Below are 25485 nucleotides of genomic sequence, written 5' to 3'. Positions count from 1 at the left end.
AGTAGTTTAACGCTGATTGTGTGGATTGAAACCAGCGCTATGAAATTAAATGACTTTTTTCATACTCCCTCACCCGTGGGGGCCTCATCCCCGTATGCACTGCAATAATGATGATTAATGCCTGGCTACGGGGAAGGGCGGCTATCAGTACCTGGTACTCATGAAGTAAAAGTGGATCGGGATCATTTTTAGATAACTTGAGTCGCGACACTCCTTCATAAGGAGCATGCAATATAAACTGGCTTCGGTTTGCAAGCTTCAGCATTTCTGATAAAACAGCCATCTGTTTATTGACTGTTGAGGGCGCGCGCCCATTTTTGATGCGGTTTGGCATTGAAGGGTTGAAAACTTCCCCGGTCAGTTCTTTGCGGTAATTCAGAATATCTGCGTGCTGAATATCAACCAGCCGTGTGTTCTCGCCCACGACTCGTTTCAGGGTGTTAACGACTGATGTGATGGATAGCAAAGTGGCTTCAGATACCTCCAGTGACTTTGTATCTGTAAAAAAATCACTCAGTTCTTTGAATGTGGAGATCCGTTTTGTGGACGAAAATTTCTTAAGAGCTTTTGATTCCGGGAAACGATCTGCGTAGTCAAACTTACCGAGTTGTATCTCACTCACAATTGCTGCGCGCAGATTGCCCGCTTTTTTAATGTTGCTACTGTTGACAACCCAACCCTGGAGAACTTCGCGGCAACGAATGCCGCGATAGATAAATGTGATTCTGATTTTTCCGTTATGTAGTTCAACACCAGTCGGGTATTTCATTAAGCATCCTGAACTAACTGATTAATCTTCGGGTAGTTGTACCAAAGCAGACCTTTAGAGTTGTCAGTCTGTCCAGGCGCAGTAAGGCGCTTGAAGTGAACACCTTCAACCCATAGCTTCAGGCGATAATTTTTAATTTGTCCTTCAGTAAGTCCTGTTCTTTCGGTAAGTCTGGACTCAACAACCCACTCTTCGTTAAAAATTACCTGTGACATGGTTCACCTCAGGTATAGCTGTACTTCCATCAGTTGAGTGGGGCACTGCTGCGCCAACTTCCGGCCGGTATCTGCAAGGATCTATTGTATACAATACCAATGTGTTGGCTGCTGGAGCGCTGGGGTGGGTGTGTCCTCTGGCACCCCAGGAACATGGCGAGGATTTGGTGGAGTAGCATAATAATTGAAAAGCGGGGCACACATGCCCCGCTGCAATGTCATTATGCTAGTTTTCTTCTTACTAGCAACGCAGATACTATGCAATATGATATAAAAACAAATATACAGGCTATGGTTTTCATCTCAAATAACTGATGCACATCAGCCATTGTCAGAACTCTAATCATGACATAATACAGCTTGATTGATAACAGGCATAATATCATATCACCAACTTTGATTGACTCAATTACCACTCGAAATGAAAGACCTGTTATCCATCCAATGATGATTGCCGGAAGTAAGCACAATGGAAATCCAAAGAAGTAGATAAGATTTACAGGGCCAGCCATAGTAAAAGTGATTCCTCTGTCCATAAATATGTTATAGACATCTGCTGGTGCGACAATACTCATAAGGTATTTTATCCCTTGATAATTGTCTTCTGCGCCAAAACCAAGCATATGAGTTAAAATATTATCCAGCCCAGAAAACCCACCACTAGAGTAGTAATCTACTGCCCACCACATCTGGGCTTGCAAAACAAATCTATTAAGAAGCCTTTCGCTTGCATCACTTCCACTAATAGCTAAATAGCTAAGGAAGGCTGTTATCATAAGCAAGCCAGAGCCAATCAACATCATTGCTATAGTTTTGGGATTGAATAAAATTCTCCATAAATTAATCTGGCGAACTACAACCAATGGAACAAAAAAGAAAATTGTTGACAGGAAAAGTCCTGTAAATTTTTCGCCAGTAAAATATTGAGATAATACCGATATAAAATATAGGAAAATATAAAATTTATTTCTCTTTACTGCGTATAAAACACCAACTAAAAACGATAGTTGTTGTAATATAAATTTTGCATACTCTCCCCATTTAGGCGCTATGTTATTCCAGTAATAAAACCTGTCAACCCCATAATCATTGGGGGAACCATATCTAATTCTGAAATAAAGCATTAACAACACAAGAACCATTACGGTAATGGTTAACATTTTAATTATTATTTCATTTGAAATATGTGATATATTACCGTAAATGAACTTTATTGATCCTGTTATTTTATAAGAATAAAAAGCGCTGAGCATTACGAAGTAGCATACGGCCATAATTCTTGACGTTGCACCTGTCAAAAATGCAAATTGATGTATCTCGCTTAACAAAGCCCCAGTTTCTGCATAAGTACAAACAATACCAGTTACACTAAATGAAAATAGAATTACCAGTGAAATTACACCAAACTCACTATTTTTTCTGATAAAAGCCAAACAGGATATAACCCAAAGAATAACGGAAAGAGAATTAATCAATGACAGACTGACGAAATCAAATAAAGATAAGAAAAATAATGAAAGCCATAATGATGTCAGAAAAATCATTGATTATCTTCCGTTGACTTCTTGCATAAGTTTGATAGTGTTGAATCAACATCAAAGACAGCAGCTATAATCAGAATTACAATCATAACAAACAATGTGGCGTCAAGATCAAAAAACATAGCTTTGACCATTCCACAAATCATCATCAATACATATGTGATTCGGAGATTTTTTTTGAAAATCAATGTGTTACTATTCATTCTTCCCCCAGGTTAACCTGTAACTACACTGCAAATTGTACCATCGTAATGTCAATTGATCGATGAGTTACTGGCTAAAATGTAATTATTTATTTATCAGTTAGTTAATCCTAGCCGTCATGCAGATTACCGTGTCAAGGACTTTAGAACATAGCTCTTTGCGGCTCTGTATGTGTAACTGACAGCAGTTGGTAATAAAACGCCGACTGCTGAATACACTGGCCACGTCCACTTATCATAAAAATGGTTGCTATATGCGTCAGTGCCTTGAATTTTGTAAGATAGTGTATAACTGAAAATAATATCAAGAATAACAAAACTTAATATATGATAAGACATGATGTCACGGGATGATTTTCCTATTTCTCGGAATAGTTTCATCTCGCCTTGTAATGCGAGTAATTTTGATATGAACATAACGGCATATATGCCAGCGAACGCTGTAAACGTTGAAACGTAAAAGCCGTCTTTGTATGCTGCCCAGGACATTCCGGTACTTGTTGCTAGACCATAGTTTCGTAGCACAAGCAATAGCGCAGTTATAATTATAAATGAATAAATATTAAGGTTATCAAAAATGTAATTCCTAAGAGAGAATCCTGCACAGTAAAACATAAGACCGAAGCATACTTGTGAAAGTATCAGTTTCGCTATTTTTTTGTCCAGATGATAGCTGTCAGCGAACACATTAACAGCAACGTACCCTAGAGCCAATCCCACTAAAATGATAAGAGCACGGTTTAATGCTGTGTTTTTCACCAATGATAAAATTTTGTATGCTGCGGAGAATGCTATTGATACCAGCCAATATGCAAGTAAAAACCACGCGACAATAAAAAGTTTATTGTTTGACAGGTTTGATTTAAAAGCTAAAGCAATTGAATCCAGTAAATTACCTGTGTACACATTCCCGTTTTTTATACCAAAAATACTTTCTATAAGCATTCCTATTATTGCAAGAATAATGAAAGTGTATACAAGATAAAAAAACTGTTTTTTTGTAGAGTTAACAACCGTGGTAATGAAAGGCCTGTCTTTGTACAGTATTCCACCAATAAAGAAAAACAAAGGCATGTGATACATATACGCATGGTATACATTAAAAAAACCAGTTTTTAAGTGATACATTACCACCAAAATTATACCTATGGATTTCGCATAATCTATTATTAATGATTCATTATCTTTCATCAAATGGCACCTATGATTTTTTGTGGATAATATCATCTTTCAGATAGATTTGTTAGCAGCTATAGCTTAATGACAGCCCGATGTTTAGGTGCCTCCGCCGTGTCGTATGCAAGAACACAGCGGCGGCCAGCTGACGATCATTCGATAGTGCTGGTTGCCATCTGCTGACTCTCCCTGATTGTCGCTATCCTCTGGTGAGCAGCCCACTCAGGTGGGCTTTTTATTGGTTTTCGGTATGTATTTGGGGGCGGATCTGGGGGTAAATAGTAGGTTTGGGGCAACTTTAGGGGCGATAACATACCTGATATTGTCCGATAAGTACATTCCCCAACTTTTTGATATTGTTATAAATATATGTTTTTTTTTAATTATTTATTTTTTTCATTCGCAGCCTAACGCTGATTATGTTGCGGCGGGGATAAACATTTCGTAAACCGGGGGGAGAGTTATGCCGGATGAGTCTCCGGCATTGGAGGCGCTGAATATCGGCCGGATAAGATGCGTTAGCATCGCTATCCGGCAGGAGGGATTACTTCAGCTCGTCAACCATGGTGATGGCGCGACCAATATAGTTGGCCGGGGTCATCGCCTTCAGGCGCGTTTTCTCTTCTTCCGGCAGGGCCAGACTGTCGATAAACTGCTTCATGCCTTCGGCGTCAACACGTTTGCCGCGCGTTAACTCTTTCAGCTTCTCGTACGGTTTCTCAATGCCGTAGCGGCGCATTACGGTCTGGATCGGCTCTGCCAGCACTTCCCAGTTGTGATCCAGTTCATCCAGCAGACGATCGCGGTTCACTTCCAGTTTGCTTACGCCTTTCAGGGTGGACTGATATGCGATCAACGCATAGCCAATACCGACGCCCAGGTTACGCAGCACGGTGGAGTCCGTCAGGTCGCGCTGCCAGCGGGAAACCGGCAGTTTGCTTGCCAGGTGTTGCAGTACGGCGTTAGCCAGGCCCAGGTTGCCTTCGGAGTTTTCGAAGTCAATCGGGTTAACCTTGTGCGGCATGGTGGAAGAACCAATTTCACCCGCGATGGTTCTCTGTTTGAAGTGGTTGAGCGCGATATAACCCCAGACGTCGCGATCGAAGTCAATCAGGATGGTGTTAAAGCGCGCGACGCAGTCAAACAGCTCTGCGATGTAGTCATGCGGTTCAATCTGTGTGGTGTACGGGTTCCACTGAATACCCAGCGACGTCACAAACTCTTCGCTGAAATGGTGCCAGTCCACTTCCGGGTAAGCGGCAATGTGGGCGTTATAGTTACCGACCGCGCCGTTGATTTTACCAAGGATTTCCACCTGGTTTAACTGGCGGAACTGGCGTTCCATACGGTAAGCCACGTTAGCCATCTCTTTCCCCATCGTGGACGGCGTAGCCGGTTGACCGTGGGTACGGGAGAGCAGGGGAATGTCGCGATACTGAACGGACAGATCTTTTACCGCGTCGATCAGCTGACGCCAGTACGGCAGGATCACTTCGTCGCGCGCGGTTTTCAGCATCAGCGCATGAGACAGGTTGTTGATGTCTTCAGAAGTACAGGCGAAGTGGATGAACTCAGAAACCGCATGCAGTTCCGGGATATCCGCCACTTTTTCTTTCAGGAAATACTCAACTGCCTTCACGTCGTGGTTCGTCGTGCGCTCAATGGTTTTGATACGTGCGGCATCTTCTTCATTGAAGTTCGCGACGATCGTATCCAGGAAACCGTTTGCGTCGGCAGCAAAAGCAGGAACTTCCTTGATCGCTGCGTGCGCGGCCAGTTTTTGCAGCCAGCGTACTTCAACCTGTACACGGAATTTCAGCAAACCGTATTCGCTGAAAATCCCGCGCAGCGCGCTGACTTTATCGCCGTAGCGTCCATCGACAGGGGAAACGGCGGTCAGTGAGGATAATTCCATAGATCACAACTCCGGGGTTAAATGAGCAAGAATTTGTTTTGCCTGAGTGGTCAGGCGATTACGAGAAAACATTAATTGCAGGCGGCCACCGCCGACCTGGTGCCAGAGCACTGCGGCACGGATACCGGCCAGAAGCGAGGCGCGAACTTTTGCCTGCACCTGCGGGCTTTGCAGCACGGCGGGTGAGCCCGTCACCTGAATGCGCGGCCCCAGCGGGCTGATGACATCGACATAAATACCGGCCATCGCGCTCATCAGCGTTTCTGATTGCAGGTCAAAATGGTCAAGCTGACGCTGTAAGCCGTTAATGCGCTCGCCCAGCATGTCCAGCGCGCCTTTGGCGGCTGACAGTTTGCGCTCCAGCACTATCAGGCTCAGCGTATAGCGCGTCAGCTCTGCGTTCAGCCCCTGGCGGCTACTGGCATTCAGGACGCCTAGCAGGGTTTCCAGACCGAGGCGAAGGTTCGCTTCGCTGCCGCCGAATACGCCCAGCGTAGAGCTGGGGTTCATATCGATAACGCTGTTCAGTGAAACGTGTAGCGCATCGGCATCACAGTGCCCCTGGTGCGCCAGCTGTTGCACCAGGCGTGCTGACTGGCAAATACCTGCCAGTGCGAGGGTGATGTCATAATAATTCTTTGCCACGATCACTGCTTCCTTGTATCAGTTATAGAGAATAATTATACCGGCAGGGGCAGGCGCTGCTCGATAATACCGCCGCCGAGGCACACTTCTCCGTTATAAAAGACAGCCGACTGACCCGGCGTTACTGCGGCTACCGGCTCATCAAAAATCACTTCAATGCGTTCGTCATCCAGCGCTTTCACGGTGCACGGAATGTCGGTCTGGCGGTAGCGGGTTTTCACCGTGCAGCGCAGGGTGCCGCTAAACGGTTCGCGATCGACCCAGTGAAGCTGTTGGGCAATCAGGCCGACGGACATCAGACGTGGATGCTCATGACCCTGAGCGACAACCAGAATGTTGTTCTCGACATCTTTATCGACCACGTACCACGGATCTTCGGTGCCTTCTTTGGTGCCGCCGATACCCAGACCTTTACGTTGGCCCAGCGTGTGGTACATCAGCCCCTGGTGCTGACCGATTTCGTCGCCGTCTACGGTGATGATTTTTCCTGGCTGCGCCGGGAGATAGCGACCGAGGAACTCGCGGAATTTACGTTCGCCGATAAAGCAGATGCCGGTAGAGTCTTTTTTCTTCGCGGTGATCAGACCGAGGTCTTCGGCAATTTTGCGTACCTGCGGTTTTTCCAGCTCACCGACCGGGAACAGGCTTTGGGCGATCTGCTCATGGCCGAGTGTGTAAAGGAAGTAGCTCTGATCTTTGTTACCGTCGAGCCCGCGCAGCAGGCGGCTTTTGCCGTCCACATCCGCGCGACGGACGTAGTGACCGGTGGCGATATAATCAGCGCCCAGATCTTCAGCGGCAAATTCGAGGAAGGCTTTAAATTTGATCTCTTTATTACACAGAATATCCGGGTTCGGCGTGCGGCCCGCTTTGTACTCTTCCAGGAAGAGTTCAAAAACGTTGTCCCAGTATTCTGCGGCAAAGTTTACGGTATGCAGTTCAATGCCAAGTTTGTCGCAAACGGCCTGCGCATCAGCCAGGTCGGCTGCCGCTGTGCAATATTCCTCACCGTCGTCCTCTTCCCAGTTCTTCATGAACAGGCCTTCTACCTGGTAGCCTTGTTGTTGCAACAGCCAGGCGGAAACGGAGGAGTCGACACCGCCGGACATGCCGACGATCACTTTTTTTGGGCTTTCTGACATTGGAATACTCACGACATTGAACTTCAAGGCGGCGTATTCTATCACGCAGCCCTTTTACTTGACACCCTCTGTAAACGGCCAGTTAAATTCGCCGATGATCGCCAGCGGATAACGTTGCCCGTTCTGCCAGCAACGAATGCTCTCGGCAACCAGCGGCGAACGCAGGTTAGGGGCGTTGAGGATCGCGTCGGCGCTGACCCAGCGACAGCAGTCAATGTCGTTGTCGTGAGGTTCAGTGGCGCACATCCTGGCAAGCTCAATGGAGAACAGGAAACGCAGGAACGGCGTATTGTCCGGTGCGATCCATTGATGCAGACGAATAAAGTGCTGGGGTTGCGCGGTAATCCCTGTCTCTTCCCAGAGTTCGCGCGCGGCGGCTTCCACCAGCGTTTCGTCGGCTTCCAGGTGTCCGGCTGGCTGATTCCAGAGCGCTTTGCCGTTAATGGTCTCTTCCACCACGAGGAATTGACCTTCTGCATGGACGATGCAGGCGACGGTGACGTGCGGTTTGAACATGGTTTTTCCTTAATCGGTAGCGTCTCGCCATTCGCCGTTGGCAAGATTATCCAGCGTGTAGTTGCCCATTGCGTAGCGGATCAGTCGCAGCGTAGGGTGGCCGACGTGCGCCGTCATACGCCGTACCTGACGGTTACGGCCTTCATATAAGGTCACTTTGAGCCAGCGGGTGGGAATACTTTTTCGTTCGCGAATCGGTGGCGTTCTCGGCCACAGCCATTCGGGTTCGTCCACCACCTCAATACCCGCAGGCAGAGTGGGGCCATCATTGAGCGTCACGCCATTGCGCAGGGCTTCCAGCGCTTCTGCGGTGGGTTCGCCTTCAACCTGAACGTAATAAATCTTACCGGTACGTTTGCCGGGCTGCGTCAGACGAGCCTGCAATGCGCCATCGTTGGTGAGCACCAGAAGACCTTCGCTGTCCCTGTCCAGACGACCTGCTGCGTAGACGCCCTGGACAGGAATATAGTCTTTTAATGTGCTGCGCCCGGCCTCATCCGTAAATTGCGGCAAAACATCGTAAGGTTTATTGAACAAAACCACGCGTTTTGGCTGGTTTTCTTTCCGCCGCTTAGTGACTTGTCGTGAGCTGAATCGCTCAACCCGGTGATTTCTAAAAGAAGTTTTTTGCATGGTATTTTCAGGGCTTATCAATTGCCGCATTATAGCCTAATAACGAGTGTCTTTCATGGCAGCAAACAATAGGGTAGTATTGACACGCTCATTACAAATCATTAACAAAAAAGTTGCTCTAATGCATCCGTGTCGCAGGACGCAAACGCACATGCAGCGTGATGACAGACGAGCAAACCAGAAGCGCTCGAAGGAGAGGTGAATGGAAAGCAAAGTAGTTGTTCCGGCGGAAGGTAAGAAGATCACCCTGCAAAACGGCAAACTCAACGTTCCTGAAAATCCGATTATCCCGTTCATTGAAGGCGACGGTATCGGTGTTGATGTAACCCCAGCCATGCTCAAAGTGGTCGATGCCGCTGTCGAGAAAGCCTATAAAGGCGAGCGTAAAATCTCCTGGATGGAAATTTACACCGGTGAAAAATCCACTCAGGTTTATGGCCAGGATGTCTGGCTGCCTGCTGAAACCCTGGATCTGATTCGTGATTATCGCGTGGCCATCAAAGGCCCTCTGACTACCCCGGTCGGCGGCGGTATTCGTTCCCTGAACGTGGCGCTGCGTCAGGAACTCGACCTGTACGTGTGTCTGCGTCCGGTTCGTTACTATCAGGGCACCCCAAGCCCGGTTAAACACCCTGAACTGACCGACATGGTCATCTTCCGCGAAAACGCTGAAGATATTTATGCAGGTATCGAATGGAAAGCCGACTCTGCGGATGCCGAGAAAGTGATCAAATTCCTGCGTGAAGAGATGGGCGTGAAGAAAATTCGCTTCCCTGAACACTGTGGTATCGGTATTAAGCCGTGTTCCGAAGAAGGGACCAAACGTCTGGTGCGTGCGGCGATTGAGTATGCCATCGCTAACGACCGTGATTCTGTGACCCTGGTTCACAAAGGCAACATCATGAAGTTCACCGAAGGCGCGTTTAAAGACTGGGGCTACCAGTTAGCGCGTGATGAATTCGGCGGTGAGCTGATCGACGGCGGCCCGTGGGTCAAAATCAAGAACCCGAACACCGGCAAAGAGATCGTGATTAAAGACGTGATCGCCGATGCGTTCCTGCAACAGATCCTGCTGCGTCCGGCTGAGTACGACGTGATTGCCTGTATGAACCTGAACGGCGACTATATCTCTGACGCCCTGGCGGCGCAGGTTGGCGGTATCGGTATCGCGCCGGGCGCGAACATCGGTGACGAGTGCGCGCTGTTCGAAGCGACTCATGGCACTGCGCCGAAGTACGCGGGCCAGGATAAAGTTAACCCGGGCTCCATCATTCTGTCTGCTGAGATGATGCTGCGCCACATGCAGTGGTTCGAAGCCGCAGATCTGATCGTCAAAGGGATGGAAGGCGCGATTGCTGCGAAGACCGTCACTTACGATTTCGAACGTCTGATGGAAGGCGCTAAACTGCTGAAATGTTCAGAATTTGGCGACGCGATCATCGCAAATATGTAATCCAGTTTCTGGGTTAAACAAGAACGGGAGCCTGAGGGTTCCCGTTTTTTATTATTAGCATTCGAACTTGTTTTTTGAATGTCGAACCCGCAGAGGATTAAGACGATACTTCGCAAGTCTCCAGACGGGGAAGATGCGCATCTGCCAGTGGCTCAGACGCTTAGCCCATCAGCGGATATGGCTACGGAGCATTGTGCAAAACGGGCATGAACAACCTGGAACGGGTGAAGCGTCACAGGTTCCCAAAAATGTTGTCTGCGGCTCAGTACCATGCTGACTGTAAAAACTTCCCAGAATCTTACTTTCGAGTGTGCGAACGTTATCAGGAGCCGTACCGGGTACTACGTTAGGCGGCGATTTGAATGCCAGGCAACTGAACGACGAGGCAGCCAGTGATATGGCGAATATGTTTCTGACTTTCATCTGATGATTACCCTTCTCACTAAAAGTTATGTAATAACATAACCTCAATTGTGCTTAATGAATAGACCTGAAATTGTCCGATCGGTCATGTGGCGGCGAAAAGGTAAATGACGTTTTTACGACCTCGCGGTGAGCAGGGGATAAGTCGCAAAAAATGACAAAACGACTTTTTCGTCTTTTTATAGACTTTTTGTGCTAACCGGGGCTTTAGTTTTCCCCTCTTTGTAATAGTCAGATAGCTAACACCGCAGTTATCAGTAAACCGGAACGTATTTTACTCAATGACGAGACTCCCAACATTTTCATTCGCTTTTTTTCATCCTCGCTACTGGCTGCTATGGCTGGGTATTTTCTTCTTACGATGTGCTGTTTTGCTGCCTTATCCCATTCTGCTCAGGCTTGGCGCTTGTCTGGGGAGAGTGGCCATGCGCGCATTGCCTCGCAGGGTAACAATAGCCCGTCGCAACCTGGAACTTTGCTTTAAGGCGTTACCTGCGAAGGAGCGTGAAAAATTACTGATTAAAAATTTTGAGTCGGTAGGCATGGGGGTACTTGAAACCGGTATCGCCTGGTTCTGGTCAGACAGGCGTTTACGCAAATGGTTTACGGTTACGGGTTATGAACATATGGAAAGTGCGCGAGCTGAAAATAAAGGCGTGCTTCTCATCGGTATGCACTTTCTTACTCTTGAACTTGGGGCGCGCATATTTGGGATGCTCAATCCGGGCATTGGCGTATACAGGCCGAACAATAACGCGCTGTATGACTGGTTGCAGACGCGAGGACGTCTTCGCTCAAATAAAACCATGCTCGATCGCTATGATTTAAAAGGCATGATACGAGTGCTCAAACAAGGTGAGATTGTCTGGTATGCACCTGATCATGACTATGGCGCTCGTAACAGCGTGTTTGTTCCTTTTTTTGATGTCCCCGATGCGGCGACTACCGCAGGCAGTTACATGCTTGTCAGAAGCGCGCGCCCGGCGGTTGTTCCTTTTGTTCCCCGACGCCGAGCGGATGGAAGAGGGTACGAGCTGATTATCCTCCCGGATATCGGCCATGAACTGTATGACGAGGGCAAGGAAACCGTTGCGACCAGAATGAATCGGGCGATTGAACGCGCAATCAGCCTGGCTCCTGAACAATATATGTGGCTACACCGTCGCTTTAAGACCCGACCAGCAGGCAAGCCGGCCTTGTATGGGAAGAAGGAAAACGCGATTGAGAGTAACGGCGAATAGCTCGTTTCCTGGTTTCAAACCGCCTCCGGGCGGTTACTGGTCAATAATGCCGTCATAAACCTGTCATGTGTTCGTGCTATTGGGAATTTAGTCATTCATTTTCTGCGGTCAGGGGAGGTGAAAATGGGTACGGAACATGAACGCATTCGGTCAGTATTAACGGGGCTGCTTATCGCGCTGCTGATGCTGCTTGTCATGGCCGGGTGGCCTTATCTTGTGCGTATGATCTCCGGTTATATCGCCGGGTATCTGTAAATATGCACCTGAGGATAAACAAGAACGGGAACCTGTCAGTTCCCGTTTTTTTATGCCAGTAGAATGGCGTGTTGTGAGAGTGACGACTCTGCACCTGCAATTACCAGCCAGGCAGCGTACCTCCGACACTCCACTCTTCGGAGCCAAAATCGGGTTTCTCGCCCCGGATCACACGGTTTCTTTCTTCTTTTGTCGGTTTATGGGTGGCGGCGCGGCTGGGAAGTTTTCCGGGAGTTTTTACACAGCCGAATCCCTGACAAATTGGGCTGGCGGAAGAGGGCGCGGGTTGTACTTCTGAGTCGACACAAGCCGTCAACAATACGATTGAAATCGTGCCGGCAACTCTCTTTATGTTCATAAATATCCTTTTAATGTTTAACGACTCACATGCCCTTTTCCCTGAGAGCATGAATACTCTGGCAAAAAAAGCCCGCAACAGAGTGCGGGCAAAATCATACTGGAAGCAATGTGAGCAATGTCGTGCTTTCAATACCTGTATTAGGCGCTAAGGTATTTACAGCAAGAGAATGATAACCATTATCATTTAATGATTCAACCATTCGTTTTATAAGGCTGTTTTTATCGGGAGTCATTCATCAGAAAACAGGTGTGATACAAGAACGGGAGCCTGTTGGCTCCCGTTTTCGCCAGGGTTAGCGAGCGGTATTAGCGTACAACCAGAACAGGGCAGTTTGCATGGCGAACAACGGCCGCAGCAGTTGAACCCAGCAGATAGGTGCTGAAACCCGGTTGATGCGACGCAATGATAATCAGGTCGGCTTCTACCGCATCCGCCAGTTTGAGGATCTGATCTTTGGGCGGGCCGTAGACAACATGGGACTGGCTCCTGCCCTCGGGGATATTGAATTGTTTAACAATTTCCTCCAGTTTGACGGCGGCCTTTGACTGAAGACCGCTTCTATCCGGGAACTCGCTGGAGTAGGCCAGACCCAGTGAGGCATAGAACGGGACAGAAGGTATTACGGCCAAAAAATGCACCTTTGCGGTTTTAGCATGCGCCTCAACCTGCGGGATGATCTGACGGGTCAAGCTGGCTTCTGAGATATCAATCGGCACCAGAATAGAACGATACATATTCACCACCTCCTGTTTGTTTTATCTCCACCTTAAGTGTACTGGACTTATCGGTTGTATAAGAAGTAATCAGATCAAAGTTATGTGAACGAGTCCGCAAGTCGTAAGAATGTAGACACAAAACGTCCACCAGAAGGTGTTACTGACATGATGGCTGTCAGGAGAATGATTTTTACCGTGAATATCGTTATGAAGCAGTAATGGGTTCCGTTTTGCTTTATTTCATTGTATATTTATTTATATAACGACGGGATATTTTCTCTCTCTTGAATCGCCATCTTAATTATTTGAAACTTTCTCCTGATATTTAATTTAATACCGGTTTAAATATCTATATTATGCAGTGTAACTGACTGTGTTTTAACACTTTTGTATTCATATATCCCGTTGCTGTGTAATCTGCGATCCCCTTCAAATTTACTTGCATGCTAATTCTTATTCACATCCACGCTTGATGGATATCAATAATTAACCTGCTCGGTCTAATTATTGTCTACCTCTAAAAGGGTAGTTGTCTGACGAGAATGAAGAATGAGAAAAATAAATAAAACCATTTTATGGATGATGCTGCTTTGCATCGTTCTTGGCGCAGTAATTGTTTTAGCGGGGCAATGGACGTTACATAAAACATCGAGCACTGAATTTTGTCTGTCTTGCCATACGATGCAGGCGCCTTATGAGGAGTATACGGGCTCGGTTCACTTCCAGAATCAGAAGGGGATTCGTGCGGAATGCGCGGATTGCCATATCCCGGAAGGCGGGGTGGATTACCTGGTAGCCAAGCTCCTTGCCTCGAAAGATGTCTATCATCAGTTCATCACCAAAAAAATCGACACGCCAGAGAAGTTTGAAGAGCATCGTCTGGAGATGGCGCAAACCGTTTGGGCGCAGTTGAAAGCCAGCGACTCCGCAACCTGTCGTAGCTGTCATAGCATGGATGCGATGGATCTTGACGCGCAAAGCGCTGATGCCCGCAAAATGCACCAAATGGGCATTCAGGAAAAACAAACCTGTATTGATTGCCACAAAGGCGTCGCCCACTTCCCACCCGAAATAACAATGGACGACAGCGCCCTCAAAGCGCTTGAGGCCCAGTCTGCATCTACCCCCGCATCTGCAAAAACGCTCTATGCCGTAAGCAATACCGCACTTGGCGATCTGGCAACCGTCTATCCGGCCACGCAAATGCATGTCCTGAAATCGACGGAAACGTCACGGCTGGTGGAGATCCGCGGGAGCCAGATGCAGGGGAGCGAGCAGGTTATTTACTACGCGGCAGGCCAGCGGTTGATCCTTGCCAGTCTGAGTGAGAAAGGGCAGCAATCACTCCACATTCTCTCTGACTGGAAAAAAGATGATTACGGTAACGCGTGGCGGGATGTGGCGCTACAGGGCGAGTGGAGCGGCTCTGCGCTCGCCAGCCGCGAACCGATGTGGGACTACGCGCGCAAACTCGACAATGTGTACTGCGCAGGCTGCCATGCGCCGATTCCTGCGAAGCATTTTACCCTCAATGCCTGGCCCTCTGTGGCGAAAGGGATGGGGGCTCGTACCAACATCAGTGAAAACGAACTGGATATCCTGAGCCGTTACTTCCAGTACAACGCGAAAGACATGCATGAATAGTGATAATACCAGGAGAAATCATGAAACTCACAAGACGTGACTTTATCAAGACGGCTGGAGCGGCAACCGGGACTATGGCGATTTCTTCGGTGATCCCAATGCCTGCCTGGGCCGAAAACCAAAATGGCGGCGCCATCCTGACGGCCGCACGTTGGGGGGCCGTATATGTGGAGGTCAAAGACGGCAAAGTTGTCTCTTCAAAAGGCGCATTACCTAAAACCATACCGAACTCATTGCAGCAAACCGCGCCGGACCAGGTACATACCAACGCCCGTGTAAAATACCCAATGGTGCGTAAAAGCTATCTGGAAAATCCAGGTAAAGCGGACGGTAAACGGGGAAGCGATCCCTTTGTGCGGGTGAGCTGGGAACAGGCGCTGAAACTCATTCATGAGCAGCATAGCCGTATTCGTAGCAGCTATGGCCCGTCCTCCATTTTTGCGGGTTCCTATGGCTGGCGCTCCAGTGGCGTTCTGCATAAAGCGCAAACGTTGCTGCAACGCTATATGAGTATGGCCGGGGGATATGCAGGCCATACCGGGGATTATTCCACCGGGGCGGCGCAGGTTATCATGCCATATGTTGTGGGATCGGTTGAGGTATATGAACAACAGACGACATGGCCGATGGTGCTTGAGCACAGCCAGGTGGTGGTGCTGTGGGGGATGAACCCGCTCAACACGTTAAAAATTGCCTGGAGCAGTACGGATGAGCAGGGGCTTGAGTATTTTAATCTGCTGAAGAAATCGGGAAAAACCGTTATCGCGATCGACCCAATGCGCTCAGAAACCATTGAGTTTTTTGGCGACAATGCAACGTGGATCGCCCCGCATATGGGAACTGACGTGGCGATGATGCTGGGGATTGCGCATACGCTGGTGAAAAAAGAGCGTCACGATAAAGCGTTCCTGGAAAAATACACCACCGGTTATCCGCAGTTTGAAGAGTATCTGCTCGGCAAGAGCGACAACGTTGAGAAAACCGCTGAATGGGCATCCGGCGTCTGTGGCGTACCCGCAGAACAGATTGAGAAACTGGCGGAAATTTTCGCCAGCAACCAAACCATGCTGATGGCGGGCTGGGGGATTCAACGTCAGCAATACGGTGAGCAAAAACACTGGATGCTGGTGACGCTGGCCGCGATGCTGGGGCAAATTGGGACGGAAGGCGGCGGTTTCGGTTTCTCCTATCACTATTCCAACGGCGGGAACCCGACGCGTACCGGTGGTGTACTGCCTGCGATATCGGCGCAAATTGAGGGGGGATCGTCGGCAGGGAACGACTGGGCGGTATCGGATGCGGTGGTGAACCTGCCTGTGGCGCGAATTGTGGAGGCGCTGGAAAACCCGGGAGGAAAATATCAGCATAATGGTAAAGAGCAGACCTTCCCGGATATCAAAATGATCTGGTGGGCAGGCGGCGCGAACTTTACTCATCATCAGGATACCAACCGCTTAATCAAAGCGTGGCAGAAGCCCGAGCTGGTGGTGATTTCCGAGTGTTACTGGACGGCGGCGGCGAAACATGCCGATATTGTTCTCCCGATCACCACATCGTTTGAACGTAACGATCTCACGATGACCGGAGACTACAGCAACCAGCATCTGGTGCCTATGAAGCAGGTGATTGAGCCGCAGTTTGAGGCCCGTAATGACTTTGACGTCTTTGCTGATTTAGCTGAGATGCTCAAACCCGGCGGCAAAGCGGTCTATACCGAAGGTAAAGATGAGATGGCGTGGCTTAAGCAATTCTACGACGCCGCGCAAAAGGCGGCTCGCGCTCAACGTGTGGCAATGCCTCAGTTCAATGCGTTCTGGCAGCAGAATAAGCTGATTGAAATGCGCGAGAACGAAAAGAACAACAAGTATGTGCGTTATGCCGATTTCCGCCATGATCCGGTCATGAATGCGCTCGGTACGCCAAGCGGTAAGATCGAGATCTATTCAAAAACCATTGAAGGTTATCACTACAAAGACTGTCCGCCTCATGCTTCATGGATTGAACCAGATGAGTGGAAAGGGTCTGCGGATAAGGATCAGTTACAGTTGCTGACCGCCCATCCGGCGCACCGTCTACACAGTCAGTTGAACTATGCGTCGTTGCGAAAAGAGTATGCCATTGCCGATCGCGAGCCGGTGACGATTCATCCAGATGATGCGAAGGCAAGGGGCATTGTCGAGGGCGACCTGGTACGCGTATGGAATGGTCGTGGTCAGGTTCTGGTCGGGGCGCACGTCAGCGACGGGATCAAGCCGGGGATCATCTGTATCCATGAAGGCGCCTGGCCTGATATCGAGAATGGCATCTGTAAAAACGGCGGCGCCAACGTGCTGACGGCGGACATCCCGACGTCAAGACTGGCGAACGGCTGCGCGGGGAATACGACCCTGGTATACGCAGAGAAATTTACCGGCGAAGCCCCGACGCTCACGGTATTTGATGAGCCAGAGATTGTCACTCTGTAACGCCGGGGACTGTTAGTTTGTCGGAATAAGCGGGAGCCTGTGTGCTCCCGTTTTTTATGCTTCTCATTCAGAGTTGAATTAATGGTGATGTTATATTATAACATTCCATCTTTACGCACTGATTGAGGGTGATATTTTGGCGATTCATTTTGAAAAATTAGCAGTAGCTCTGGGAATGCTTCTGGTTAGCGGACACGCGCTTGCGCATGGGCACCATTCACATGGCGCACCGCTAACGGAGATGGAGCAAAAGGCGGCAGAAGGCGTTTTTGACGATAAAAACGTGAAGGACAGGGCGCTAACGGACTGGGACGGTATGTGGCAGTCTGTTTATCCGTATCTGGTAAGCGGGGAGCTTGATCCGGTATTTAAAAAGAAAGCGGAGAAAGATAACAGCAAAACGGCCGAGGAGATTAAGGCCTATTACCGTAAAGGCTACGCCACCAATGTGGATACTATCGGCATTGAGAATGGCGTCATGGAATTTCACACCGGTAATCAGGTTGAGTCCTGCCAATACGATTATGCCGGACACAAAATCCTGACCTACGCATCCGGTAAAAAAGGCGTTCGCTATCTGTTTGAGTGTAAAGATGCGAAGAGCAACGCGCCTAAATATGTGCAGTTCAGCGATCATATTATCGCGCCGCGTAAGTCGAGCCATTTCCATATCTTTATGGGGAACACTTCCCAGCAGGCATTGCTTGAAGAAATGGATAACTGGCCAACCTATTATCCGTACCAGCTGAAGGCCGAAGAGGTCGTCGACGAGATGTTGCACCACTAAGATGTTGTTATTATGGCGGGCCCGGCAGGACCCGCCATCGTGTTGTGACGGCGTCCCAAAAGAGCGATATCTGTCATAAGTAGGGCGCCTTTGCCGGTAAATATCATGATATAACGCAACGCTATGATTTCCCTTCCCATCATTCAGTTCATTCGTTAGCATATTGTTTCGCAGTAAAGCGTATCTGTTTTTTTCAGGAAGAGGTTAACGTGTTCGCAGAGTATGGAGTTCTGAACTACTGGACGTATCTGGTTGGGGCCATTTTTATCGTGCTGGTGCCGGGGCCTAATACGATATTTGTGCTGAAAAACAGCGTCGGGCGAGGGATGAAAGGTGGGTATCTCGCCGCCAGCGGCGTGTTCATTGGCGATGCGGTGCTGATGTTTCTGGCGTACGCGGGCGTCGCAACATTAATAAAAACAACGCCGGTGCTGTTTAATATCGTTCGTTATCTCGGCGCTTTTTATCTGCTGTATCTTGGTGCGAAGATCCTTTACGCCACGCTCAAATCGAAAGGGAGCGAAGTGGCGCATGATGAGGTTCCGTTTGGCGCAATCTTTAAACGTGCCTTAATTCTGAGCCTGACCAATCCCAAAGCCATCCTTTTTTACGTTTCGTTTTTCGTTCAGTTTATTGACGTTAATGCGCCGCACGCGGGGCTGTCATTTTTTATCCTGGCGACAACGCTTGAAGTGGTGAGCTTTTTCTATCTGAGCTTCCTGATTATTTCGGGCGCTTTTGTAACGCAGTACATTCGCACGAAAAAGAAACTGGCGAAGGTGGGGAATTCCCTTATCGGTTTGATTTTCGTTGGTTTTGCCGCACGTCTGGCGACGCTTCAGTCATAACGCCATCAGGCCCGCGCACTCTGTGGGCCTTCCGTTTTTACTTTTTACTTAAAGATGATGCTCACCGCCACGCGCGGCGGAAAAAAATAACCAATAAATGGTATTTAAAACACATCTTATGAGGCGTACCCTTTTTACAGCAGCGATTCAGTAAGATCGCTGGTTGTTACTGGAAGAGGGAATAAAATGCTTCAAATTCCACAAAATCATATCCATACACGCTCCACTCCGTTCTGGAATAAAGACACCGCGCCAGCCGGAATTTTCGAACGCCACCTTGATAAAGGAACCCGACCAGGGGTTTATCCTCGCCTGTCGGTTATGCAGGGGGCGGTCAAATATCTCGGATACGCAGATGAACACAGCCCGGAACCGGAAAAAGTGATGATCATTGAAGCCGGTCAGTTCGGCGTTTTTCCCCCGGAAAAATGGCACAACATCGAAGTGATGAGCGACGATACCTACTTTAACATCGACTTTTTTGTTGCACCGGAAGTGCTGATGGAAAGCGCCAGCCAACGAAAAGTCATTCATACCGGGAAGGAGTAAATCATGGGCAAAGCGACCTATACCGTTACCGTAACCAATAACAGCAACGGTGTTTCAGTTGATTATGAAACTGAAGCGCCGATGACACTGCTGGTCCCGGACGTTGCGGCAGAAGTGGTGAAAGATCTGGTGAACACCGTGCGCTCATACGACACCGAAAACGAGCACGACGTTTGCGGCTGGTGATCCCGTTCGGGAAGCCTGCTACCGCGATTTTTTAACCGTTACGCTAAACCGCACAGCGCTATCACGACGCTGGGCGGTTTTTTTTTCGCCTGATATCAGCATGTACCTGACAACTGAAATTAATTGAAAAGAAATATTAAGGAAACCTTAAGAACATCGCATTGTTTGTTAATGCTCTGGCATTCATAAAATATATGATTGAGCATCAAACACTGAACAGAAAATGACCACCATGAAATTTGATACTCGATTAACCTCGTCGGCTCTCGTCCTTGCGCTTGTTGCGTTGGTTATTCCTTTCACTGCGAACTGGCACGTACCTCTGCTAAATGGCGTCGTGGTGTTATGGATTGAAAATGGGCAGGCGCTATGGCTACTGTTTGGTGCGCTATTTACCGCCTGGTATATCAGGCCGTTGTCTCGCCCTGACGGCGCAAAGCAGTTTTGGCTTTGGGCGGTGGTGTGGTGGCTGGTGTTGTTAGGGCGAAGCACCAGCTGGGGGCGCGACTATTTTCCTGACCATCCCAAAATGATCTTCCGGGGGATTTCCGTTGTCCTGATCGCCGCGCTTGTGCTTCCGGTATTGATCTCAAAGACTTTGCGCCAGGAAATTGCGCGTCGGCTGCGTGAAGAATCCCTGCCGCTGTGGTTGCTAACTGTTACTGCCTGCGCGTTTTTAATTTCCGATACGGTGGAGCATCATCGGTTACTGGCGCCGCTGTTCCTGCACAGTAAGCAATACACCGATTTGATTGAAGAACTGTACGAATTGCCGTTCATGATCGGGCTTTTTTTGGTTACGCTGACGTTTATGAAACGCGATAAACAAGATGAATATATTGCGTTGCAGACGGCGGAACCGCAGCATGCGGAATATTGAGGTTCGCTGATGAAAATGCCCGGGTTCTTTTTCCCGAACCCGGGCTAACAGGAACAGCGCGGCTTATGCAATTGCCTCGCATAAACGCGACTTCATATCGCTGTACGATTGGGCAGCATGGTTTTCCGCCCAGCGCTGATCGGTAATGGCTTCGACCTTCACGGCGCAGTATTTGGTTTCAGGCGTTTTCGAAATCGGATCAAGATTATCCTGAGTCAGTTCGTTACAGGCGCCTATCCACCATTGATAGGTCATATAGACCGTTCCCTGGTTAATGCGATCTGAAACATCGGCCCGGCTGATGACTTTACCGCGACGTGAGCTCACCCACACCAGTTCGCGATGACGAATCCCCAGTTTTTCCGCATCGTTCGTGTTGATTTGCACGTTGCCAGGTTCATCTGCCAGCGCCTGTAGCGCAGCGCAGTTGCCGGTCATTGAGCGGCAGGAATAGTGTCCCACTTCGCGAACGGTACAGAGCACCATCGGGAACGCATCATCAGGAACTTCCGCCGGAGCCCGCCACGGCGCGGCGAATAACTTGCCTTTGCCGCTGGGCGTATCAAACTGACTATGTGCGTAAAGATACGGCGTACCGGGGTGATCAAGATCCGGGCACGGCCACTGCACATGCCCCATATCGCCCATTTTCTCCCAGGTGACGCCGTAGAAAAGCGGACACAGTTCGCGCATCTCATCCCAGATGTGCTGGTTACTTTCATAATGCATCGGGTAGCCCATTTCGGTCGCCAGCAGACTGATAATCTCCCAGTCGCGCTTCACATCTCCGGTGGGGTCGATGGCTTTTTCAAACCGCTGGAAGCCACGGTCGGCACAGGTGAAGACGCCGCCGTGTTCGCCCCATGAGGTCGCGGGCAGGAGAACATCCGCCATTTCTGCCGTTTTGGTCATGAAAATATCCTGCACCACGATAAAGTCCAGCGCCTCGAAACCGGCCCGCACCAGCCCCAGGTCGGCCTCGGTTTGCAGCGGATCTTCCCCCATGATGTAGTAGGCTTTAATTTTGCCTTCCATCGCCAGGTGCGGCACCTCGGTAATACGCGTGCCGACTTTGTCATCCATCAGGCTGGCATCGATTCCCCAGGCTTGCGCGAATTTCTCTCTGGCGGCTGCATCCGTCACGTCCTGGTAGCCGGGGAACTGGTTAGGCAGAACGCCCATATCGCACGCTCCCTGGACGTTGTTCTGACCGCGTACCGGGCCGACGCCGACGTCAGGACGCCCCAGATTGCCCGTCAGCAACGCCAGGCTCGACAAACCGCGCACGACGTCGACAGCCTGACCAAACTGGGTCACACCCATTCCCCACATGACCGTGGCGGAAGGGGCGGCGGCGAACGTTCGCATCGCCTGACGCACCTGCTGGGCAGGGACGCCGGTCAAATGTTCAACGGATTCCGGGGCGTAATCTTTTACGGTCTCCCGGTAGGCCTCCAGTCCTTCCGTGTGCTTTTGTACGTACTCCGTGTCGTAAAGGTGTTCATCAAGCAGAACGTAGCCAAAGGCGTTAACCAGCGCCATATTGCAACCGTTGTTCAGTTGCAGGTGCTGATCGGCAATACGGGCGGTCTCAATGCGCCGGGGATCGCACACAATAATTTTGGCGCCGTTCTGCCTGGCCTTAATGACTCTGCGCGCGACAATAGGGTGAGAGTCTGCGCAGTTATAGCCGAAAATCAGCAGGCATTTGGAGTTCTCTATATCACTGATGGAGTTACTCATCGCCCCATTACCCAGCGTCTCCTGCAACCCGGCGACGGAAGGGCCGTGGCATACGCGGGCGCAGCAATCGACGTTGTTGGTATTGAGTACGGCGCGGGCGAATTTCTGCATGACGTAGTTGGTCTCATTCCCTGTCCCACGGGAAGAGCCCGTCGTCATAATGGCGCGGGGCCCAAAGGTTTCTTTAATGGCGGATAAGCGTTGTGCGGTATAGCGGATCGCTTCATCCCAACTGACGGGGGTAAATTTTCCGCCTTTTTGATAGCGGATCATCGGGCGGGTCAGACGTGGCGTCAGAAGCCGCGTGTTGTTAAGGAAGTCCCAGCCATAGTAGCCTTTCAGGCATAACTGGTTCTGGTTGGTTACACCCTCTGCGCCTTCGGCACGGATAATTTTGTTATTTTCAACAACAAGCTTGAGCTTGCACCCGGCCCCACAGTACGGGCACACACTGGTGATTTTTTTCATCAATAACAGACCTGTTAAAAGCTGAAATAGCGCGAATTGTAGTCGAAGCCGACGCGCGACATGGCGCTGGCTTCGGTTTGTCGTAGCGACGGGCTGTTAAAGCACAAACCGTGCCAGAAACAGAAACTCAGGCGCGGCGGGGCTTGCCTGCGAAAAGATGAAGAAAATGACAGCGGATTCGTCATAAATGACGAGTAAACGTCAAAAAAAAGCCCGCACTCAGTGAGGCGGGCAAAAATACTGGAAGCAATGTGAGCAATGTCGTACTGAATACCTGAGTGATTTGCTCAACTATTCAGTAATGAGAAAGATAATCTTTATCATCTAAACTTGCAACCCCAACTTTTATGGGAGTAAAGAAAAAATAATAAAAGTGACATTTATCACAAATTTCAATTCTCTGATGATGTGCTATTCTTTTTAACGGCGAGTAAACCGCTAACGTACAAACATAAGTGAGGAAAAAATGGGCATTATTTCATGGATTATCTTTGGGCTTATTGCAGGTATTCTGGCGAAGTGGATTATGCCTGGTAAGGATGGCGGCGGATTCTTCATGACGATCATCCTGGGGATCGTCGGTGCCGTGGTAGGGGGATGGATCAGCACGTTCTTCGGGTTTGGCAAAGTTGACGGCTTCAACTTTGGCAGCTTTGCCGTAGCGGTTATCGGCGCGATTGTCGTTCTGTTTATCTACAGAAAAATCAAAAGTTAAGCGAAGTAGTTCGTAAGACGAAAAGGCTACCGTTGGTGGCCTTTATTATTTTGATAAGCCCGTTACCACCAGCCCAGTTTGGTTCCTGCCACCGCGATAATCGCAATGCCAATCATGATGAGCGTCGTTTTCTTCATCGTTACGCCCCCGGCGTGGCGTAGCCGCCGATGAAAAACCATGCCAAAAAAGTCACCGCCGTAATGAAAATCACGACAGGAAAAATAATGCCTAATTTCATGCTATCACCCGTTCTCGTTATAGGAAGACGAGCAAGGATAGCAGGGCGTCGTGCGTGACAAAAGATGTTTTAACGTCACGCTTTTCATTCTGATACGCATCGCAAGAAAACATGGAGATACAACGGCAGGCGGGTTAACCTGTCGGGGTGTAATGTTAACGGGAGTTCATATGAGATTCATGTTTGTCGCGCTGCCGTGCGCGTTGGTGCTCTCCGCCTGTTCGTCGTCATCCCAGCCCGAGGCGCCGAAACCCCCGCAAATAGGTATGGCAAACCCGGCTGCCGTCTATTGCGAACAGAAGGGCGGTACGCGAGTGCCCGTTCAAAGCCCGCAAGGGGTACGCACGGAATGCAAACTGCCCGGCGGAGAAGTGATCGAAGAGTGGGATCTCTGGCGCAGAGATCATCCTGCCAGCGGTAAGTGACACCCGGTGCATCGCTTTGCGCGTGCGCCGTGTTTTGGCGGATTTTGTGTGCGAATCACAATCCGCGTAGCCAGTCGGCCAGGACAAGTGCGTGATTCTGCTCTGTGTTCTTTGCCGCATATAGCAGGGTCAGCGTCTGCTGGCGGGCAATGTCCGCCAGCCGTTTACCTTCTTGCTTCTGTTGGTCGAGTTCACTCCGGTATTGCTCAGTAAAACTCTTGAAATCAATCATTTCAGAGTGAAAGGACTTGCGTAATTCAGATGAAGGCGTCAGCGTTTTATCCCACTCGTCAAAGGCCAGATCGGTTTTTTTGACCCCTCGCGGCCACAGCCTGTCAACCAGTACACGGTAGCCGTCGCTTTTTTCTGCCGGGTCGTAGACGCGTTTACACTGAATTTTCATCCTTTTCTCTCCTCAATCCAGGCCATGACTTCATTAATCTGATCGCCGGAAAATCGTGCCGCGTCATGATGACGTAGCAGGCTGTTTCTGAAACGTAGAACGTCATCACTATAGCACTTCGATCCTCCTCAATTTAAGGGATTGTGATAACAGTAAAAGATCGGTAGTCTGAGGTTCCTTATGTTGTCCCTCATTGCATTGACATAAGGAACGCCTCATGGAACTTTCCCCTGTTAAAGACACGCTACGTATTGCGCTGGTGGGTGATTACAACCCCGATATTGTGGCGCACCAGGCCATTCCCCTTGCTATTGATGATGCGGCCGCCGTGCTGGAGTTAATGGCGGACTATGACTGGCTGACGACGCCCGACATCAATAGTGACGAAGATTTGGTGGGCTATGATGCCATCTGGGTTGTTCCCGGCAGTCCCTATAAAAATACCGAAGGGGCACTGATTGCTATTCGCTATGCCCGTGAAAACAGCATTCCTTTTCTGGGAACCTGCGGCGGATTCCAGCACGCGATCCTCGAGTATGCCCGCAACGTGCTGGGCTGGCGCGATGCGGCGCACGCCGAAACTGATGCTTCCGGCCGGATGGTTATCGCCCCGTTGAGCTGCTCGCTGGTGGAAAAAACGGATGATATCGAACTGAGGGCGAATACGCTGGTCGCCAAAGCCTACGGGCAGGACGTTATCTCCGAAGGGTATCACTGCAACTACGGGGTATCAGAGGATTTTGCCGCTGAACTTGAGAATGGCGATTTGCGGGTTACCGGGTGGGATGAGGCGGGAGACATCCGTGCCGTGGAACTGGTAACGCATCCCTTTTTCGTTGGTACGCTTTTTCAGCATGAACGTGGCGCGCTGGCGGGAAAACCCGTTCCCCTGGTGCAGGCGATGCTGCGAGCCGCACGGGGATAAAAACA

Annotated in this window: 26 protein-coding genes; 13 read left to right on the top strand and 13 right to left on the bottom strand. The window is 49.5% G+C overall.

Annotated features, from left to right (window positions below):
• Positions 1 to 37 precede the first annotated feature (37 nt).
• The 9 genes from OGX80_RS09415 to rluE all read right to left on the bottom strand — a co-directional run bounded on the left by OGX80_RS09415 (position 38) and on the right by rluE (position 8785).
• Positions 38 to 769: an Arm DNA-binding domain-containing protein gene (locus tag OGX80_RS09415; protein WP_233644113.1), complete on the bottom strand. Its 732-nt coding sequence runs from the start codon at positions 767 to 769 to the stop codon at positions 38 to 40.
• Positions 769 to 984 carry an excisionase family protein gene (xisR, locus tag OGX80_RS09410; RefSeq protein WP_115181714.1) on the bottom strand — a complete coding sequence of 72 codons (216 nt, stop codon included), beginning with the start codon at positions 982 to 984 and terminating at the stop codon, positions 769 to 771. Before xisR ends, OGX80_RS09415 begins: the two co-directional genes overlap by 1 nt.
• 221 nt (positions 985 to 1205) lie before the next feature.
• Complete coding sequence (locus OGX80_RS09405; protein WP_142757155.1) at positions 1206 to 2528, bottom strand: DUF6418 domain-containing protein; 1323 nt, start codon at positions 2526 to 2528, stop codon at positions 1206 to 1208.
• A gap of 326 nt (positions 2529 to 2854) precedes the next feature.
• Complete coding sequence (locus tag OGX80_RS09400) at positions 2855 to 3919, bottom strand: acyltransferase family protein (RefSeq protein ID WP_181898483.1); 1065 nt, start codon at positions 3917 to 3919, stop codon at positions 2855 to 2857.
• Between the two features lie 529 nt (positions 3920 to 4448).
• The gene (gene purB / locus OGX80_RS09395; protein WP_012132704.1) at positions 4449 to 5819 is read right to left on the bottom strand and encodes an adenylosuccinate lyase; all 1371 of its coding nucleotides are present in this window, start codon (positions 5817 to 5819) and stop codon (positions 4449 to 4451) included.
• 3 nt (positions 5820 to 5822) lie between these two features.
• A complete protein-coding gene (gene hflD, locus OGX80_RS09390; protein WP_115182340.1) occupies positions 5823 to 6464 on the bottom strand; it encodes a high frequency lysogenization protein HflD in 642 nt (213 codons plus the stop codon).
• A 35-nt stretch (positions 6465 to 6499) separates the two neighbouring features.
• Positions 6500 to 7606: a tRNA 2-thiouridine(34) synthase MnmA gene (gene mnmA / locus OGX80_RS09385; RefSeq protein ID WP_024130406.1), complete on the bottom strand. Its 1107-nt coding sequence runs from the start codon at positions 7604 to 7606 to the stop codon at positions 6500 to 6502.
• 54 nt (positions 7607 to 7660) lie between these two features.
• Positions 7661 to 8122 carry an NUDIX hydrolase gene (locus OGX80_RS09380; protein WP_047457463.1) on the bottom strand — a complete coding sequence of 154 codons (462 nt, stop codon included), beginning with the start codon at positions 8120 to 8122 and terminating at the stop codon, positions 7661 to 7663.
• A gap of 9 nt (positions 8123 to 8131) precedes the next feature.
• Complete coding sequence (gene rluE, locus OGX80_RS09375) at positions 8132 to 8785, bottom strand: 23S rRNA pseudouridine(2457) synthase RluE (protein ID WP_012132700.1); 654 nt, start codon at positions 8783 to 8785, stop codon at positions 8132 to 8134.
• 172 nt (positions 8786 to 8957) lie between these two features.
• Here rluE and icd point away from each other — a divergent pair, with 172 nt between their 5' ends.
• The 3 genes from icd to OGX80_RS09360 all read left to right on the top strand — a co-directional run bounded on the left by icd (position 8958) and on the right by OGX80_RS09360 (position 12127).
• Positions 8958 to 10208 (top strand): NADP-dependent isocitrate dehydrogenase, encoded by a 1251-nt coding sequence (gene icd, locus OGX80_RS09370; protein WP_047457457.1) that lies wholly within the window; start codon positions 8958 to 8960, stop codon positions 10206 to 10208.
• A 704-nt stretch (positions 10209 to 10912) separates the two neighbouring features.
• Complete coding sequence (locus OGX80_RS09365) at positions 10913 to 11872, top strand: Kdo(2)-lipid IV(A) acyltransferase (protein ID WP_024130404.1); 960 nt, start codon at positions 10913 to 10915, stop codon at positions 11870 to 11872.
• A gap of 123 nt (positions 11873 to 11995) precedes the next feature.
• Positions 11996 to 12127, top strand: coding sequence for a hypothetical protein (locus tag OGX80_RS09360; protein ID WP_012132696.1), 132 nt, complete (start codon positions 11996 to 11998; stop codon positions 12125 to 12127).
• Positions 12128 to 12793: 666 nt separating this feature from the next.
• Here the strand turns inward: OGX80_RS09360 and uspF are convergent.
• Positions 12794 to 13222, bottom strand: coding sequence for a universal stress protein UspF (gene uspF / locus OGX80_RS09355; protein ID WP_012132695.1), 429 nt, complete (start codon positions 13220 to 13222; stop codon positions 12794 to 12796).
• Between the two features lie 531 nt (positions 13223 to 13753).
• Here uspF and OGX80_RS09350 point away from each other — a divergent pair.
• From OGX80_RS09350 to OGX80_RS09320, 7 genes are all read left to right on the top strand, one after another.
• Positions 13754 to 14848, top strand: a complete 1095-nt coding sequence (locus OGX80_RS09350) for a NapC/NirT family cytochrome c (protein WP_115181709.1) — start codon at positions 13754 to 13756, stop codon at positions 14846 to 14848.
• A 20-nt stretch (positions 14849 to 14868) separates the two neighbouring features.
• Positions 14869 to 17313, top strand: coding sequence for a trimethylamine-N-oxide reductase 2 (locus tag OGX80_RS09345; RefSeq protein ID WP_115181708.1), 2445 nt, complete (start codon positions 14869 to 14871; stop codon positions 17311 to 17313).
• Between the two features lie 136 nt (positions 17314 to 17449).
• Positions 17450 to 18100, top strand: a complete 651-nt coding sequence (gene zinT / locus OGX80_RS09340; protein WP_024130401.1) for a metal-binding protein ZinT — start codon at positions 17450 to 17452, stop codon at positions 18098 to 18100.
• Positions 18101 to 18309: 209 nt separating this feature from the next.
• The gene (gene leuE / locus OGX80_RS09335; RefSeq protein WP_012132690.1) at positions 18310 to 18948 is read left to right on the top strand and encodes a leucine efflux protein LeuE; all 639 of its coding nucleotides are present in this window, start codon (positions 18310 to 18312) and stop codon (positions 18946 to 18948) included.
• A 186-nt stretch (positions 18949 to 19134) separates the two neighbouring features.
• Complete coding sequence (gene yeaR / locus OGX80_RS09330; protein WP_024130400.1) at positions 19135 to 19497, top strand: DUF1971 domain-containing protein YeaR; 363 nt, start codon at positions 19135 to 19137, stop codon at positions 19495 to 19497.
• A gap of 3 nt (positions 19498 to 19500) precedes the next feature.
• Positions 19501 to 19683, top strand: coding sequence for a DUF1869 domain-containing protein (locus tag OGX80_RS09325; RefSeq protein ID WP_012132688.1), 183 nt, complete (start codon positions 19501 to 19503; stop codon positions 19681 to 19683).
• Between the two features lie 232 nt (positions 19684 to 19915).
• Entirely contained in the window at positions 19916 to 20563 is a 648-nt protein-coding gene (locus tag OGX80_RS09320; protein WP_058669016.1) for a hypothetical protein, read from the top strand.
• A gap of 63 nt (positions 20564 to 20626) precedes the next feature.
• Here the strand turns inward: OGX80_RS09320 and fdhF are convergent, their stop codons facing one another.
• Complete coding sequence (gene fdhF, locus OGX80_RS09315; protein WP_115181707.1) at positions 20627 to 22774, bottom strand: formate dehydrogenase subunit alpha; 2148 nt, start codon at positions 22772 to 22774, stop codon at positions 20627 to 20629.
• 466 nt (positions 22775 to 23240) lie between these two features.
• On the opposite strand from fdhF, the gene OGX80_RS09310 reads away from it, so the two are divergent.
• Positions 23241 to 23489: a GlsB/YeaQ/YmgE family stress response membrane protein gene (locus OGX80_RS09310; protein ID WP_012132684.1), complete on the top strand. Its 249-nt coding sequence runs from the start codon at positions 23241 to 23243 to the stop codon at positions 23487 to 23489.
• Between the two features lie 139 nt (positions 23490 to 23628).
• Here OGX80_RS09310 and OGX80_RS09305 read toward each other — a convergent pair whose 3' ends face one another.
• A complete protein-coding gene (locus tag OGX80_RS09305; RefSeq protein WP_024130398.1) occupies positions 23629 to 23727 on the bottom strand; it encodes a YoaK family small membrane protein in 99 nt (32 codons plus the stop codon).
• 170 nt (positions 23728 to 23897) lie between these two features.
• Here OGX80_RS09305 and OGX80_RS09300 point away from each other — a divergent pair, with 170 nt between their 5' ends.
• Positions 23898 to 24152 (top strand): putative hemolysin, encoded by a 255-nt coding sequence (locus OGX80_RS09300; protein WP_115181706.1) that lies wholly within the window; start codon positions 23898 to 23900, stop codon positions 24150 to 24152.
• A gap of 55 nt (positions 24153 to 24207) precedes the next feature.
• Here OGX80_RS09300 and OGX80_RS09295 read toward each other — a convergent pair whose 3' ends face one another.
• Entirely contained in the window at positions 24208 to 24555 is a 348-nt protein-coding gene (locus OGX80_RS09295; protein WP_115181705.1) for a DUF488 domain-containing protein, read from the bottom strand.
• Positions 24556 to 24772: 217 nt separating this feature from the next.
• Between OGX80_RS09295 and OGX80_RS09290 the strand changes: the two genes are divergently transcribed.
• Entirely contained in the window at positions 24773 to 25480 is a 708-nt protein-coding gene (locus OGX80_RS09290) for a CTP synthase C-terminal region-related (seleno)protein (RefSeq protein WP_012132680.1), read from the top strand.
• Positions 25481 to 25485: the final 5 nt, after the last annotated feature.

The organism is Citrobacter sp. CK194 (assembly GCF_030333395.1).
Classification (GTDB): domain Bacteria; phylum Pseudomonadota; class Gammaproteobacteria; order Enterobacterales; family Enterobacteriaceae; genus Citrobacter_B; species Citrobacter_B koseri.
This window is presented reverse-complemented; position numbering and strand designations above follow the sequence as displayed.